Raw genomic sequence first — 14825 nt, 5'->3', positions numbered from 1 at the left:
TCCCTCGGGGCGGGCCGGGCCGCGTCCGGAGGCCGGCCCGCCCGGGCCTACGACGCCGGCCGCCAGTAGCCCAGCGCGTTCACCCGCTGCTTGGGCAGGCCCAGTTCCTTGCGGACGTAGGCCGCGAGCGACCGGGTCGTCGCCGTGTCGCAGGCGATCCAGACGTACGGGTCCGAGGTGCCCTGGAGCAGGCCGGGAAGGTCCGCCTTCACCTGGTCGACCAGGTGAGCGCCGGAGTCCTGGCGCGGCACCTTGCGCAGCTCGTGCCGGGCGGGGTCGGTGCGGAACGGCAGATCGTCGTCGCCGCCCTCGAACCAGACGGTGGCCTGGGCGGAGCCCAGCGCGTCCAGGAGGGAGTTGATGGCCGGCAGCGAGGCCGGGTCGCCGACGGCGAAGACGTGGGAGGGGGCGGGGTCGGGGTGCTCGAAGCCGGTGCCCTGGACGGTCGCCTCGATGGTGTCGCCGGGCTTCGCCGCCCTGGCCCAGTCGCTCGCGCAGCCCTCGTGCAGGGCGAACTCCAGGCTGAACGTCCCGGCCGCCGGGTCCGGGTCGACCAGGGTGTAGGCCCGCTGGTGGGGCCTGCCCGCGTTGTCGAACCACAGGCGGACCCACATGGTCGGGTGCACGCCGGCCGCCGCGAGCAGACCGCCGTCGGTGAAGCGCAGCCGCCGGTAGTCCGGGGTGACGTCCTCCGCGCCGGTCACGGTGAACACGAAATCCTTCGCGCGCAGCAGCTTGAGGACCGCGCCCTCCCAACCCCGCCCCTGCCCCATCCCGTATTCACCCTTCGCGTACGATTCCGCCACAGCTCTGACTTAGGCAAGGCTAACCTAAAGGAAAGTAGAGGCACAGCGTGGCCACCGAGATCTACCGCGACGCCTGGGGCATTCCGCATCTGCGCGCGGGCAGCGCGGCCGAACTCGCCCACGCCCAGGGCCTCGTCACCGCCCGCGACCGGGCCTGGCAACTGGAGATCGAGCGGCACCGGGCCCAGGGCACCTCGGCGTCCTTCCTCGGCGAGAGCGCCCTGCCCTGGGACCGGTTCGCCAGACGCGCCAGACTCGACGACACCGCCAGACGCTGCTTCGCGGAGCTGGAGAGACGGGACCCCGAGACGGCGGACTGGCTGCGGGCGTACGTCGACGGGGTCAACGGCGGGCTGGCGGCGGGCGCCGACGCGGCCCCCGAGTTCGCCCGCGCCCACCTCAGCCCCGGCACCTGGCACCCCTGGACCCCGCTCGGCGTCTGGCTCGCCACCCACATCCTCTTCGCCGGGTTCCCGGCCAAGCTCTGGCGTGAGCAGGTCGCGGCCCACCTGGGCACGGACGCCATCGGCCTGTTCGCCACCGACGGCCCCGGCACCTCCGGCAGCAACGGTTGGCTGGTGAGCGGCGAACGGACTGTCACCGGGCAGGCGGTCATCGCCGGCGACCCCCACCGCTGGATCGAGGACCCGGGCGTCTACCAGCAGGTCCACCTGTCCTGCCCGGAGTTCGACGTCGTCGGCCTGGCCGTCCCCGGTGTCCCCGGCATCGCCCACTTCGGGCACACCGGCACGGTCGCCTGGGCCATCACCAACGCCATGGCCGACTACCAGGACCTGTACCGGGAGCGGCTGCGGCGCACCGGCGCCGGGGTGGAGGCCCTCGGCCCGGACGGGGTCTGGCGCCGGGCGGCCCGGCACACGGAGGTCGTCGAGGTGGCGGGCGAGGAGCCGGTCGAGGTCGAGGTGATCGAGACCGACCGGGGCCCGGTGGTCATCGGCGGCCCCGAGGGGCTCGACGGCGACCCGTTCGACCCGGCAGATCCGTCCGACGCGCCCGTGGCGATCAGTCTGCGCCACCCGCCCGGCGTCACCGGAGATCTCGGCTTCGGCGCCCTGCTGCCGTTGCTGCGGGCCCGCCGGGTCGCCGACGTGGACCGGGCGTTCGACCGGTGGGCCGAGCCGGTCAACGTCGTCCAGGCGGCCGACACCGAGGGCGGTGTGCTGCACCGCGTCGCCGGGCGGGTGCCGCGGCGCGCCGAGGCCAACCGCCTGCGCCTGGTGCCCGCCTGGGAGCCCGGGCACGAGTGGCAGGGCTGGCACGAGACCCCCCGCGCCGGGCTCACCGACGGCGTCGCCGTCATGGCCAACCAGCGCGGTCCGGCCGAACCCCTCGGTGTCGAGTTCGCCCCGTCCCACCGCCACGACCGCATCGCCGAGCTGCTCGCCGGCAGGGAGCGCTGGTCCGCCGCCGACATGCCCGCTCTCCACACGGACACCCACCTCGCCTCCGCGGCCGCCCTCCTGGACCACGTCCGGAACCTCGACGCCCTCACCCCCGAGGCCTCCGCCCTCCGGGACCGCCTCCTCGCCTGGAACCGCCGCATGGACGCCGACAGCGCCGACGCGGCCCTCTACTCGGCCGTGCGCGGCGCGGTCGTACGGCAACTGGCGGCCCACCCGGCCTTCGCCGCACTCACCGCACCGCCGGCGTATCCGGAGGTGTTCCGGCCCTGGCTCGCCCTCCTCCCGCGCGTGGGCTTCGCCCTCGAACACCTGCTGCGGGCCGAGGAACTGTACGGAATCGACCGCCCGTCGGCCGTCCGGGCGGCGGTCGAGGAGGTGGCCGCCCGGCCGCCCGCCGGTGTCTGGGGCGACACCCACCGGCTCGCCCCCTGGCGGGCCTTGGAGCCGGAGACGCCGTACGACGAACCGGGGCTGTCCGGCGACCACGACTGCGTGCTGTGCACCTCGGGCGTGCCGGGCCTCACCGACCGTGCCGCGCGCGGCCCGGCGGCCCGGTACGTCTGGGACCTGGCCCGGCGCGAGGACAGCCGCTGGGTCGTCCCGTTCGGCGCCTCGGGCGTCCCCGGCTCGCCCCACCACCGCGACCAGCTCCCCCTGTGGCTCGCCGGTGACCTCGTCCCGGTCGTCACCGACTGGACCCTGCTGAAGAAGGAGACCGATGTCTGACCCGTACGCCTCCCGCACGGCCGCCCACGAGCAGGTGACCGACGGCTTCGGCACCGTCCGCGTCCTGCCCCTGGACCCGGAGACCGACGCCGGGACGGTCCACCGCTGGGTGAGCGAGGACCGGGCCGCCTTCTGGGGCATGACCGGCCTGACAGAGCGACAGGTCGCCGAGATCTACGCCCACATGGACACCCTCACCACCCACCACGCCTACCTCGTCGTCCGCGACGGTGAGCCGGTCGCGCTCCTCCAGACCTACGAGCCCGAGGCGGACCGCGTCAGCGAGTGCTACGACGTCCGCCCCGGCGACATCGGCGTCCACCTGCTGGTCGCCCCCGCCGGCCCGGGCGGCGCGCGCTCCGGCTGGACCGCACGGCTGGTGACCGCCGTCGCCCGGTACGTTCTGCTCGGCCTGGACCGCCGGCGGATCGTGGTCGACCCGGACGTCCGCAACGAGAAGGCGATCGCCCGTTTCCTCACCATGGGCTTCACCCCGGGGCCGGTGGTGGTCCTGCCGGAGATCGACCTCCCGGACGTGTACCTGCCCGAGAAGAAGGCCCAGCTCGCCTTCCTCGACCGGGAGATACTCTTCCCCGCGTGACGCCCGACGACCTCATCGCCCACTACGGCCTCGAGCCGATCCCCCGCGAAGGCGGCCTGTTCCGCCAGACCTGGGCCGGCCCCGAGCGCCCGGACGGCAGACCCGAGGGCACGGCGATCGTCGCCCTCCTGACAGCGGGCCCCGACGACTACTCCGCCCTCCACCGCCTGCCGACCGACGAGATCTGGCACTTCTACCTCGGCGATCCCCTGGAGCTCCTCCTGCTCGCCCAGGACGGCAGCACGCGGACGGTGGTCCTCGGACCGGACGTCCTCGGTGGCCAGCACGTCCAGTACACGATCCCGGCAGGCACGTGGATGGGCGGCAGGGTGCACGAGGGCGGTCGGTGGACCCTGTTCGGCTGCACGATGGCCCCCGGCTTCACGTTCGAGGGCTATGAGCACGGGGACGCGGCGGAGCTGACGGCGAGCTATCCGGCAGCGGCTGACAAGATTGCAGAACTGATCCGTCCTTAGGGGCGCGGGGAACTGCGCGACCAGCCCCCACGCACCCGCACCCGCCGAACCACACACACCCACCCCCGGCTGAGCGCTACACATTTCCCATCCGTACATAACCGGGAGCCGTACAGCCCGACCCCGGAGACCCACGTGGAGCGCAATGTCGGACACCCCCGGCGATTCCAAGCCCTGGTGCTGCTCGGCACCGTGCTGGTACTGCTCCTCGCAGGAGCAGTCCCCGCCTCGGCCCACGCCGCCCTCCGCGGCACCGACCCCGACGACGGATCCGTCGTCCAGCGTGCCCCCCGCCACCTCACCCTGACCTTCACGGAGTCCGTCGGCCTGCTCGACGACTCCTTCCGGGTCTTCGGCCCGGACCAGCGCCGCGTGCCCACCGGCGAGGCGCAGCACGCGGACGGCCGCTCCGACACGGCCCGGGTCGCACTGTCCGGGAAACTCGCCCAGGGCACCTACACGGTGGCCTGGCGGGTGGTGTCCGCCGACAGCCACCCGGTCTCCGGCGCCTTCACCTTCTCCGTGGGCAAGCGGTCCGCGACGACCGCGCAGGTCGACACCGGCCCGGACGAGGACCCGCTGACCGGCGGCCTCCACGACGCCGCCCGCTATCTCGCCTACCTCGCCGCCGCGCTGCTCGTCGGCACGGTGGCGTTCGCGCTGCTGTGCCGGCCCGCGGACACGTCCCCGCTGCGCAGACCGCTGGTGGCGGCCTGGTGGACACTGCTCGGCTCGACGGCCGTCCTGCTGCTCCTGCGCGCCCCGTACGAGGCGGGCGCGGGCCCCGCCGCGGCCTTCGACCTCTCCGCCCTCGAACGCACCCTGACCAGCCGCCCTGGCCTGGCCCTGCTCGCCAGGCTGGCCGTCCTGCTGCTGACCGCCGCCTTCCTGCTGCGGCTGTCCGGGCGCCGCGACCACCACCAGCCCGTGATGCGGGCGGCGGGCGCGACCCTGGCCGTCGCCCTGGCCCTGACCTGGGCGGCGGCCGAGCACGCCTCCGCCGGGATCCAGGTGCCGGTGGCGATGACGTCGTCCGTGCTGCACCTGGTGGCGACGGGGGTCTGGCTCGGCGGCCTCGTGGCGCTGCTCCTGACCCTGCGCCGGGCCTCCGTCGACGCCCTGACGGAGGTCGTGCCCCGCTTCTCCCGTATCGCCTTCGCCTCGGTGATCGTCCTGGTCGTCACCGGCTTCTACCAGTCCTGGCGCGGCCTCGGCTCCCTCGCCGCGCTGACCGGCACGCCGTACGGCCGGCTGCTGCTGGCCAAACTGGTCGCGGTGACCGCGCTGTTGCTGGCGGCGGGGTACTCGCGCCGGTGGACGGCCCGCCTCGCGGCCCCGGCGGCCGCCGCCCGGACGGCCGTACCGGAACGGGTCGCGCAGCCGGTCGGCGTGGGGGCGTCGGCACAGGCGGAAGAGCCGGGGGAGCCCGGGGAGTCCGGGGGGTCCGGGGCGTCCGGCGCGACAGGTGATGGCGGGGAGCCCCGGGAACCGCACAAGCCGTCGGGAGCGCCGGAGCCGGCTCCCGGACTCGGCGATGAGGACACCCGGCGGCGCGGCCTGCGTCGCTCCGTCCTCGTCGAAGTCGCCGTCGCCGCCGTGGTGTTGCTGATCACGACACTGCTCACCACCACGCTGCCGGGCCGCGCGCAGGCCGAGGCCGCGCAGCGGCCCCCGGCCGGTGCGCTGCCGCCCACGACCCTCGTCACGGTGCCCTTCGACACGGGCGGAAGCAGCGGCACCCTGTCCGGCCGCGGCACGGTGCAGGTCACCCTGGACCCGGCCCGGGTCGGCGAGAACGGCGTCCAGGCCGTGGTCTACGGCGCCGACAAGGGTCTGGTCGTCGTCCCCGAGGTCCGCATCACGTTCACCCTGCCCTCCCGGAAGGTCGGCCCGATCGACGCCGGGGTCACCGACGTCGGCGGCTACTGGAGCACCAACTCCGTCAACCTGCCCCTCGCCGGGACCTGGACGATGAAGACGACCGTGCGGGTGTCGGACGTGGACCAGGTGACGGTGTCGAAGCAGGTGCGGATCGTGCCCTAGGCACCCTCGGTGCCGCAGCCGGCAGGTCGCCGTCGAGGAGGCGCGTCATGCACTCGGCGGCACGGACGGCGGCGTCCCCGCAGCAGTTGTTGAACAGGACGTGGACCTGTTCGGTCCGCTCGGCCAGCCGGCGCACGCGGGGCAGCCACTCGGCGAGTTCCTCCTCGCCGTACCCGTACCGGAACCGGTCCTCCTTGCTGCCGGTCCCCCAGGCGGTGCTGCGTCCGTGGAACCGTACGACGGACAGCCGGGGCGAGGTGACGGGAGTGACCGGCGGGACGGAGGAGGGCAGGGCCTGCGTCATGTCGACGGCGACCGCGGCCATGCCGTGCCGGGCGAGCAGCGCGCCCGTCGCCTCCTCCCGGCCCGGCTCCCACCACGAGGGATGCCGGAACTCCACGGCGACGGGCCACCCGCGGGTCCGTTCGGCGCACTCCCGGAGGAACGCCTCCGCCCGTTCCCCCGGCCGGAACCACGGCGGGAACTGGAACAGCACGCTCCCGAGCCGCCCGGCCTCCCGCAGCGGCTCGATCCCGGCCGCGAAGCGGGCCCACACCTCGTCGAGCACCGCCGGGTCCCGGTGCTCGGCCGGCAGCCCGTCCGGCATCACCGCCTCCCGGGTGGGATGCCCCGTCAGCAGCGAGAACGCCTTCACGTCGAACACGAACCCGTCCGGTGTCCGCTCGGCCCACAACAGGCTGTTCCGCTCGCTCGGCAGCGCGTAGTACGAGGCGTCGACCTCGACGACCGGGAACCGCTCGGCGTAGTGCCGTAACCGCCCCTCGGCGTCCCGCCGCCCCACCGGGTACCAGCCGCTGCCGACCAGGGCCCGGTCGGTCCAGGAACACGTGCCCACCAGGATCTCGCCCATGGGGGACCGGTTACCCGGGCCGGGCGGCGGCAGGCTTGTCACCGCGCCGGAGACGGAACGGTAAGACCCGTCACAATCGGGGTAATCAGGGGGTAGTGCACATATGTGGAATTACGGCTGATTCCCCCGCGATTTCGCTGCCATTTCCCGGGATTCCCCCGCGAGAGCGAGATGACCGATCATGGAACAGCCCGTCACCGTCGGCCGGGCCACCCGGTCGCCCGGAGCGGAATCGGAGGCCCCCGAAGCCCTCATGGACCTCGGGGACCTCGTCGGTGAGTCCCTCACCGCCCGCGTCACCCTCGACGAGCAGGGCAGGGTGACCGGCTGGAACACGGGCGCCGAGCGGCTCCTCGGATACGCGGCACGGCAGATGACCGGCCGCCGCGCCGCGGATCTGCTGGCCGAGCCGATTCCGGTGCGGGGCGGCCCGCCCGCGCTCGCCGGACTGCCCCGGTGGAACGGCGACGTCGCGCTCAGACACCACGACGGCCGGAAGCTGACCGTCAGGGTCCTCGCCCACCACAGGGCGCCCGGAACCGGCGCCCCCGCCTGGCTCCTCCTCTCCGCCCTGACCCGCGGGCAGCCCCGGCCCGCCCTCGACGAATCCCTCGTGAGCTGGAGCTTCGCCCAGTCCCCGTGCTGCGCCCTGGCGATCTACGACACCCGGCTCCGGCTCAGGCGGGCCAACGAGGGCATGGAGCGGGCCATGGCGCTCACCGAGGAGGAGATGCTGGGCCTGCGCGCGTCCGAGATCGTCGACAACGAGGCGGGTGAGCGGGCGGAGCGGAGCATGGCCCGGGTGCTGCGGACCGGCGAGCCGCAGTACGAGGAGAACTATCTGCGCGCCCCGGGCGAGACCCGTGAGCACGCCTGGTCGGTCTTCGAGTCCGCGCTGCGGGACGCCGAGGACACGATCCGGGGCGTCTGCCTTGCCGCGCACGACATGACGGAGCAGTCCTGGGCCCGCAAGCGGCTCCAGCTCATCGCCGAGGCCGGCCGGCGCATCGGCAGCACGCTCGACGTGACGCGCACGGCCCAGGAACTGACGGACGTGACCGTCCCGGACCTGGCCGACTTCGTCAGCGTCGATCTGCTCGCCGCGCTGGACGACACACCCGAACCGCGCGCCCAGGCCCTCCCGGCGGACGGGCCGGTGCTGCTGCGGCGGGTGGCGCTGCGGTCCGTGACCCCGGGGGCTCCGGAGGCCGTCGTGGCGCCCGGCGAGGTGGACTCGTACCCGGAGGGTTCGGCGCCCTACGAGAGCCTGCGCGCGGGACGGGCCACCCTGCACGAGGTGACCGACACGGCGCTCACGGCGTGGCTCGCACACGACCCCGTCCGTGCCGAGAGGATCCGGGCGTTCGGCATCCACTCGGTGATGACCGTGCCGCTCGTCGCCCGCGGCACCACGCTGGGAGTCGTGTTCTTCGTCCGGCACCGCAACCCCGACACCTTCCGGCACGACGATCTGGTCCTGGCCGGGGAACTGGCGGCCAGGGCCGCGGTCAGCATCGACAACGCCCGCCGCTACACCCGGGAGCGCGCCACGGCCGTCACGCTCCAGCGCAGCCTGCTGCCGCAGCGGCTGCCCCGGCAGGCGGCGGTCGAGGTCGCGTCGCGTTATCTGCCGGCGGGCGGGCACGCCGGCGTCGGCGGCGACTGGTTCGACGTCATCCCCCTCTCCGGGGCGCGGGTGGCCTTGGTCGTCGGCGACGTCGTCGGCCACGGCCTGCACGCCTCCGCGACCATGGGCCGACTGCGCACGGCCGTCCGCACCCTCGCGGACATCGACCTGCCGTGCGACGAGCTCCTCACGCACCTGGACGACCTGGTCGCCCGGCTGAGCGTGGAGGAGGAGGGCGAGGAGGGCGTCGAACCCTTCGGGGACGTGGGCGCGACCTGCCTGTACGCCGTGTACGACCCCGTGTCGCGGCACTGCTGCTTCGCCAGGGCCGGGCATCCGGCGCCGGCCGTCGTGAGCCCCGACGGAAGCGTCGAGCTGACAGAAATCCCGGCCGCGCCCCCGCTCGGCGTGGGCAGCCTCCCCTACGAGGCCACCGAGGTCGTCCTGCCCGAGGGCAGCCTGCTCGTCCTCTACACCAACGGCCTGATCGAGGACCGGGACAGGGACCGGGACCTCGACGCCGGCGTCCACCGGCTGCGGGAGTCCCTCGCCCGCCCGGCGCCCTCGCTGGACGCCCTGTGCGACACCGTGCTCGCCGACCTGCTGCCGCAGCGCCCGGCCGACGACGTGGCCCTGCTCGTCGCCCGCACCCGCGCGCTCGACGCGAGCCAGGTCGCCACCTGGGCCGTGCCGGACGACCCGTCCGCGGTCGCCCAGACCCGCAAGGACGTGGTGGCGCAGCTGGAGAGGTGGGGGCTGTCCGACGCGGTCTTCGTCACCGAGCTGGTCGTCAGCGAACTCGTCACCAACGCCATCCGGCACGCCCAGCCGCCGATCCAGCTCCGCCTGATCCACGACAACACCCTGATCTGCGAGGTCTCCGACGGCGGCAACACCGCTCCCCACCTGCGGCGCGCCCGCACCTACGACGAGGGCGGGCGCGGCCTGCTCCTCGTGGCCCAGCTGACCGGGCGCTGGGGCACGCGCCAGGGCGCCTGGGGCAAGACCATCTGGGCGGAACAGACCATCTCTCTCCAGTGAGGACCCACCGGCCATGACCACACACACTTCCCACCGGGCCGCCGCGGCACCCGTGCAGCGGGCCGCCCAGCTCATGGGCGTCGTCTTCCTCCTGGTCGGCGTGCTGGGCTTCATCCCCGGCATCACCACCGACTACGGCTCGATGGAGTTCGCCTCCCACGAGTCGGGCGCCGAGCTGCTGGGCCTGTTCCAGGTCTCGATCCTGCACAACCTCGTGCACCTGGCCTACGGTCTCGCCGGCCTGGCCCTCGCCCGCACGGCCGGCGGAGCGTACTCGTACCTGCTGGTCGGCGGCGCCGTCTACCTGGTGCTGTGGGTCTACGGCCTGTCCGTCGGCCACGACAGCGACGCCAACTTCGTCCCCCTCAACACGGCCGACGACTGGCTCCACTTCGCGCTGGGCATCGCGATGATCGGCCTGGCTCTGGCCCTCGGCCGCCGCCGTCCGACCCGCACCGGCGCTGAGCGTTAGGCACCCGGACGGGACGGCGTGCAGACCTTTCTCCCCTACCCCGGCTTCCGGGAGTCGGCCCTCGTCCTGGACCGCCGCCGGCTCGGCAAACAGCGGGTCGAGGCGTTGCAGGTGCTGCGCGGCCTGGTCGTACCCGGGTACGGCTGGCGCCACCACCCGGCGGTCCGGATGTGGGCCGGCTACGAGGAGGCACTCGTCCGCTACGGCCTGGAGATCTGCCGCGTCTGGCGCGAACAGGGCCACCAGGACAGCTGCGCGGCCACCCTGGTCGCCGACCTCGCGGCGACCCGCCCGCACGCCCCGGTCCGCGACCAGCACGTCCTGGCGGCCGAGGGCGAACTGCCCCCCTGGCTGGGCGACACCCCCTTCCACCACAGCCACCGCTCGGCCCTCGTCCGCAAGGACCCCGCCACCTACGCGGACCGCTTCCCGGACGTCCCGGACGACCTGCCGTACGTGTGGCCGGCGTCGGACCGGCCCGCACGGGCACTGGTGGAAGGAGCAGCGCCCACCCCGGACGTCACGGATCCCCGCTGACCACCTCGACGAGTCCCCACTGCCCGCCCACCTTCACCGCGGACAGCAGGATCCGCCAGCCGGCCCGGGCCTGGGCGGCGATCTCGGGGCGTACGGGGACCGGGCCCACCACCGGGCAGTCGCCCTCGCCGGACCCCATGTCGTCGTCCCTGAACGTGAGGGACCCGGCGGTCACTTCCCCGATCGTCAGGTACTGGCTGCCGACTTCGCCCTCGATCCGGGACCGGTCGGGCCGGCGCACCAGGTCGTCGTCGCCGAACGCGTCGACGAACTCCTTGAGGGCGGCCCGCTCGTCCATGGTGACGGCGATGTCCGCCAGGTGGTCCCGGGCCGCGTCGGCGTCGATGTACCGTGCGCGGCCAGCCAGTTCAGCAGGTCGGTCACCACACGCTCGGCCACCCGGAGTTCGTCGGCCGAGGCGTGCTCCTTGTGGGGGAGGGTGCTGCTGAAGAAGGCGCCCAGTTCGTCGACGATCCCGGCGGGTGTCATCTCGGCGAACGACGTGTCGTCGTACCAGCCGATACTGAAGTGCAGCGTCGAGATGACCTCGTCGGCGGCCTCGAACGCGTGCATGTCGTCCCACCGCTCGGCCAGGAACCGCGACACCGCGACAGCCAGCGTGGCCTCCTCGCCCTGCGCCTGCGCCCTGACCTCCTCCCCACGGTGCTGGTGGTAGGCCAGTTCGGCGGCCAGGTCGCACGGCACCCCGTCCGCCCGCTCGTCGTCCGCGCCGTACTCATCCACCCATTCGTCGGGCTCGTCCCATTCGACGTGGTGCAGGGCGAGCAGGGGACGCAGCCTCTCCCACAGGTCGGGCTCGTCGGGCGGGCGGCGCTGGGCACGCCTCTCGCGCAGGGTCTCGTCGGCCACGCAGATCCGCACGCGCGACGGCCGGGTCAGCGCCGAGAGCCCTTCCACGACGGCCGTCAACGCCATCTGGTGGGTCGTCACGCCGTTGCCGCTGCCGCTCATCTCGCGATGGTGCGAACCGTAGGTCAGGACCGCGGCCCACCCGCCGTACCCGTCCTCACACCTCCCGGCCGCGTGCAACACGACTTCCCCCGAGGCAAGACCCATCCGCCCTCCCGAAGCGCGCCGAGACGACGCGATGATCTCACCGCGGCGCACCGGGGGGAAGCGCACGCGGAAGGCTCGGCCACCGCGCTCATAATCCACGCTTTCCTGAATTCAGGATTGAATGTACTCTCGTGCCGTGCTGACTGTTGCCCCCGACATCGAAGTGCTGGCCCGCTTCGGCCGCGCGCTCGCCGACCCCATCCGCTGCCGCATCCTGCTCGCGCTGCGCGAGGCCCCGGCCTACCCCGCCGATCTCGCCGACACCCTCGGCATCTCGCGCACCCGGCTGTCCAACCACCTCGCGTGCCTGCGCGACTGCGGACTGGTCGTCACCGTGCCCGACGGCCGCCGCACCCGCTACGAACTGGCCGACGAGCGCCTCGGCCACGCGCTGGACGACCTGCGTGCGGCCGTGGTGGCTGTCGAGACCGACCGCACCTGTGCCGAGGCCGGCGACAAGGGCTGCTGCTGATGACGGCGATATCCCTGGGACCCTCCCCGGCCCGCCGAGACGTACTCGCCCGCCGGATACGCCTGCTGGTCGCGGCCACGATCACCTACAACGTCGTCGAGGCGATCGCCGCCATCACCGCCGGCACGCTCGCCTCCTCGACCGCCCTGATCGGCTTCGGCCTGGACTCGGTCGTCGAGGTCTCCTCCGCCGCCGCGGTGGCCTGGCAGTTCTCCGCCCGTGAGCACGCCGTGCGCGAGGCGCGGGAGAGGACGACCCTGCGGATCATCGCGCTGTCGTTCTTCGCGCTCGCCGCCTACGTCGCTGTCGACGCCGTCCGCGCGCTGACCGGCACGGGGGAGGCGGAACGCTCCGTCCCCGGCATCGTGCTCGCCGCCCTCTCCCTCGCGGTCATGCCGTTCCTGTCGGCAGCCCAACGCCGCGCGGGCCGTGAACTGGGCTCCGCCAGCGCGGTCGCCGACTCCAAGCAGACCCTGCTGTGCACCTACCTCTCGGCGGTGCTCCTGGTCGGCCTGGTCCTCAACGCCACCCTGGGCTGGTCGTGGGCCGACCCCATCGCCGCCCTCGTCATCGCGGCCATCGCCGTCAAGGAAGGCCGGGACGCCTGGCAGGGCAAGGGCTGCTGCGCGCCACCGGCCGCCGCGGCCCCGGTCATCGGCGCCGGGACGGACGGGGCGTGCGGCTGCCGCCCGGGTTGCGACTGCTGTGACTGACCCTCGGCGGAAGCGTCTCGCCCGTGTTTGCCCTACTGCTTGGCCAGGGAATCGGCGTCGGCCTTGACGACGTACACCTCCCAGCGTTCCCGGCCGGGGCCGTGGACCCAGACCTTGTCCTGGAGGGCGTAGCAACAGGTGGTGTCGTCCTCCACGTCGGTGGACAGGCCCGCCTCGCCCAGGCGGGCGGTGGCGGCGTGCACGGCCTCGGTCGTATCGACCTCGACGCCGAGGTGGTCCATGCGGGTCGTCTCGCCCGCGCCTTCGATGAGAACGAGCTTCAGCGGAGGCTCGGCGATGGCGAAGTTGGCGTAGCCGCCGCGGAGTTTGGCGGGCCCGGTGCCGAAGAGCTTCGTGTAGAAGGCCACGGACTCGGCGAGGTCGGGGACGCGGAGGGCGAGCTGTACACGGGACGTCATGGCGAACCTCCTGGAGTGGACGGGGAGTTCAGCAGCCGCCGGAGGCGGTGGTCGGGGCGCCGGTGCCGATCTGCAAGGTGGTGGCCGGGGCGCCGCAGCAGCCGCCGCCCTCGCTGTCCTGGACGGAGTCGGGCTCGTCGAACAGACCGGCCCCGCCGCACACACCCGTCTCCGGCAGGGTCAGCTCCACGCGCTCGGCGGCCTCACGGTCTCCGGCGATCGCGGCGGTGACCGAGCGGACCTGCTCGTAGCCGGTCATCGCGAGGAACGTCGGCGCGCGGCCGTAGGACTTCATGCCGACCAGGTAGACGTCCTGCTCCGGGTGGGAGAGCTCGTTCACGCCGTGCGGATAGACGGTGCCGCAGGAGTGGACGTTGGGGTCGATGAGCGGGGCCAGGGCGGTGGGCGCCTGGAGGCGGTCGTCCAGGCCCAGGCGGAGCTCGGAGAGGAAGGACAGGTCCGGGCGGAGACCGGTCAGGACGATGACCTCGTCGACCGGGTCGAGGCGGCGCCCGTCCTCGGCGGCCAGGACCAGCCGGTCACCGTCCCGCTCGACGGCCTGCGTACGGAACCCGGTGACCGCGTCGGCGTGGCCTGCCTCCACCGCGGCCTTGACGCGCAGGCCGAGGGCGCCGCGAGCGGGCAGCTGGTCGGCCTCGCCGCCGCCGTACGTCGAACCGGTGATGCCGCGGCGCAGGATCCACACCGCGTGCGTGCCCGGCTCCTCCGCCGCCAGGTCGGCGAGGGCGGCGAGGGCGGTGAAGGCGGAGGCGCCGGAACCGACCACGGCGGTGCGCCTGCCCGCGTACCGGGCGCGTACGGCCGGGTCGCCCAGGTCGGGGACGCGGTAGGAGAGGTGTCCGGCGGCGGCCTTCTCGCCGAGGGCGGGCAGACCGTCGGCACCCAGCGGACCGGGGGCGGACCACGTGCCCGAGGCGTCGATGACCGCGCGGGCGCTGATCCGCTCCTCGCGGCCGTCCGCCGACAGGACGTGCACGGCGAAGGGCTGCTCGGCGCGTCCGGCGTCCACGATGCGGTCGCGTCCGGCGCGGGCGACGCCGGTCACGGTGGCGCCGTAGCGGACGTTGTCGCCGAGGACGTCGGCGAGAGGCTGGAGGTAGTCCTCGGCCCAGTCACCGCCGGTGGGGTACGCGGAGCCGTCCGGGCGGGTCCAGCCGGTCGGCGCCAGGAGCTTCTCCGCGGCCGGGTCGGTGACCTCCGACCAGGTCGAGAACAGCCGCACGTGCGCCCAGCCGCGTACGGCCGTGCCGGCCGACGGCCCGGATTCCAGGACCAGCGGTTCAAGGCCGCGCTCGACGAGACGGGCCGCGGCGGCCAGGCCCACGGGGCCTGCCCCGATGACCACGACGGGCAACTGGTCGGTAGTGGACACGCTGCTGATCGGCACGGCCACGAGATTCCCCTTTGATTCGACATCTGTCGATGGCTTGTACGGCCAGCATGGCACTTGCTTCGATGGCCGTCAACATAGACGTCTATCGAATTAGGGGGACCTGGTC

At 73.7% G+C, this 14825-nt stretch carries 15 protein-coding genes; 9 read left to right on the top strand and 6 right to left on the bottom strand.

Annotated elements, in window-relative coordinates:
* Positions 1-47 precede the first annotated feature (47 nt).
* On the bottom strand, positions 48-773 hold the full coding sequence (locus CP976_RS21275; RefSeq protein WP_150481811.1) for a siderophore-interacting protein: 726 nt from the start codon (positions 771-773) through the stop codon (positions 48-50).
* 80 nt (positions 774-853) lie between these two features.
* Between CP976_RS21275 and CP976_RS21270 the strand changes: the two genes are divergently transcribed.
* From CP976_RS21270 to CP976_RS21255, 4 genes are all read left to right on the top strand, one after another.
* Positions 854-2956: a penicillin acylase family protein gene (locus CP976_RS21270; RefSeq protein ID WP_150481810.1), complete on the top strand. Its 2103-nt coding sequence runs from the start codon at positions 854-856 to the stop codon at positions 2954-2956.
* Positions 2949-3557, top strand: a complete 609-nt coding sequence (locus CP976_RS21265; protein WP_150481809.1) for a GNAT family N-acetyltransferase — start codon at positions 2949-2951, stop codon at positions 3555-3557. The genes CP976_RS21270 and CP976_RS21265 overlap by 8 nt, the downstream gene beginning before the upstream one ends.
* Positions 3554-4033, top strand: coding sequence for a cupin domain-containing protein (locus tag CP976_RS21260; RefSeq protein ID WP_150481808.1), 480 nt, complete (start codon positions 3554-3556; stop codon positions 4031-4033). The genes CP976_RS21265 and CP976_RS21260 overlap by 4 nt, the downstream gene beginning before the upstream one ends.
* A 177-nt stretch (positions 4034-4210) precedes the next feature.
* Entirely contained in the window at positions 4211-6076 is a 1866-nt protein-coding gene (locus tag CP976_RS21255; protein WP_150485433.1) for a copper resistance CopC/CopD family protein, read from the top strand.
* Here the strand turns inward: CP976_RS21255 and CP976_RS21250 are convergent.
* Positions 5976-6947: a DUF72 domain-containing protein gene (locus tag CP976_RS21250; protein WP_150481807.1), complete on the bottom strand. Its 972-nt coding sequence runs from the start codon at positions 6945-6947 to the stop codon at positions 5976-5978. The two genes, CP976_RS21255 and CP976_RS21250, sit on opposite strands and share 101 nt — an antisense overlap.
* Positions 6948-7128: 181 nt before the next feature.
* On the opposite strand from CP976_RS21250, the gene CP976_RS21245 reads away from it, so the two are divergent.
* The 3 genes from CP976_RS21245 to CP976_RS21235 are packed head-to-tail and all read left to right on the top strand — an operon-like array spanning position 7129 to position 10624.
* Positions 7129-9615 (top strand): SpoIIE family protein phosphatase, encoded by a 2487-nt coding sequence (locus CP976_RS21245; protein WP_150481806.1) that lies wholly within the window; start codon positions 7129-7131, stop codon positions 9613-9615.
* A 13-nt stretch (positions 9616-9628) separates the two neighbouring features.
* Positions 9629-10087 carry a DUF4383 domain-containing protein gene (locus CP976_RS21240; protein ID WP_150481805.1) on the top strand — a complete coding sequence of 153 codons (459 nt, stop codon included), beginning with the start codon at positions 9629-9631 and terminating at the stop codon, positions 10085-10087.
* Positions 10088-10105: 18 nt separating this feature from the next.
* Entirely contained in the window at positions 10106-10624 is a 519-nt protein-coding gene (locus CP976_RS21235) for an MSMEG_6728 family protein (protein WP_150481804.1), read from the top strand.
* Here the strand turns inward: CP976_RS21235 and CP976_RS21230 are convergent.
* A complete protein-coding gene (locus tag CP976_RS21230) occupies positions 10608-10799 on the bottom strand; it encodes a hypothetical protein (protein WP_150481803.1) in 192 nt (63 codons plus the stop codon). The genes CP976_RS21235 and CP976_RS21230 overlap by 17 nt on opposite strands.
* A gap of 11 nt (positions 10800-10810) precedes the next feature.
* A complete protein-coding gene (locus CP976_RS21225) occupies positions 10811-11596 on the bottom strand; it encodes a ribonuclease H family protein (RefSeq protein WP_150481802.1) in 786 nt (261 codons plus the stop codon).
* Between the two features lie 241 nt (positions 11597-11837).
* On the opposite strand from CP976_RS21225, the gene CP976_RS21220 reads away from it, so the two are divergent.
* The gene (locus CP976_RS21220) at positions 11838-12173 is read left to right on the top strand and encodes an ArsR/SmtB family transcription factor (protein ID WP_150481801.1); all 336 of its coding nucleotides are present in this window, start codon (positions 11838-11840) and stop codon (positions 12171-12173) included.
* Positions 12173-12886: a cation efflux transmembrane domain-containing protein gene (locus CP976_RS21215; RefSeq protein ID WP_150481800.1), complete on the top strand. Its 714-nt coding sequence runs from the start codon at positions 12173-12175 to the stop codon at positions 12884-12886. Before CP976_RS21220 ends, CP976_RS21215 begins: the two co-directional genes overlap by 1 nt.
* A 32-nt stretch (positions 12887-12918) precedes the next feature.
* On the opposite strand, the gene CP976_RS21210 is transcribed toward CP976_RS21215, so the two are convergent.
* Entirely contained in the window at positions 12919-13305 is a 387-nt protein-coding gene (locus CP976_RS21210; RefSeq protein ID WP_150481799.1) for an ArsI/CadI family heavy metal resistance metalloenzyme, read from the bottom strand.
* A gap of 28 nt (positions 13306-13333) precedes the next feature.
* Positions 13334-14713 (bottom strand): NAD(P)-binding domain-containing protein, encoded by a 1380-nt coding sequence (locus CP976_RS21205; protein WP_190146874.1) that lies wholly within the window; start codon positions 14711-14713, stop codon positions 13334-13336.
* Positions 14714-14825: the final 112 nt, after the last annotated feature.

It is taken from the genome of Streptomyces coeruleorubidus, assembly GCF_008705135.1.
Classification (GTDB): Bacteria; Actinomycetota; Actinomycetes; order Streptomycetales; family Streptomycetaceae; genus Streptomyces; species Streptomyces coeruleofuscus.
This window is presented reverse-complemented; position numbering and strand designations above follow the sequence as displayed.

Bases quoted from the DNA above. Each gene is read 5' to 3' on its own strand.
- CP976_RS21275 (WP_150481811.1), bottom strand. From the start codon at position 773: ATGGGGCAGGGGCGGGGTTGGGAGGGCGCGGTCCTCAAGCTGCTGCGC.
- CP976_RS21265 (WP_150481809.1), top strand. From the start codon at position 2,949: ATGTCTGACCCGTACGCCTCCCGCACGGCCGCCCACGAGCAGGTGACC.
- CP976_RS21250 (WP_150481807.1), bottom strand. From the start codon at position 6,947: ATGGGCGAGATCCTGGTGGGCACGTGTTCCTGGACCGACCGGGCCCTG.
- CP976_RS21245 (WP_150481806.1), top strand. From the start codon at position 7,129: ATGGAACAGCCCGTCACCGTCGGCCGGGCCACCCGGTCGCCCGGAGCG.
- CP976_RS21240 (WP_150481805.1), top strand. From the start codon at position 9,629: ATGACCACACACACTTCCCACCGGGCCGCCGCGGCACCCGTGCAGCGG.
- CP976_RS21225 (WP_150481802.1), bottom strand. From the start codon at position 11,596: ATGAGCGGCAGCGGCAACGGCGTGACGACCCACCAGATGGCGTTGACG.
- CP976_RS21215 (WP_150481800.1), top strand. From the start codon at position 12,173: ATGACGGCGATATCCCTGGGACCCTCCCCGGCCCGCCGAGACGTACTC.
- CP976_RS21210 (WP_150481799.1), bottom strand. From the start codon at position 13,305: ATGACGTCCCGTGTACAGCTCGCCCTCCGCGTCCCCGACCTCGCCGAG.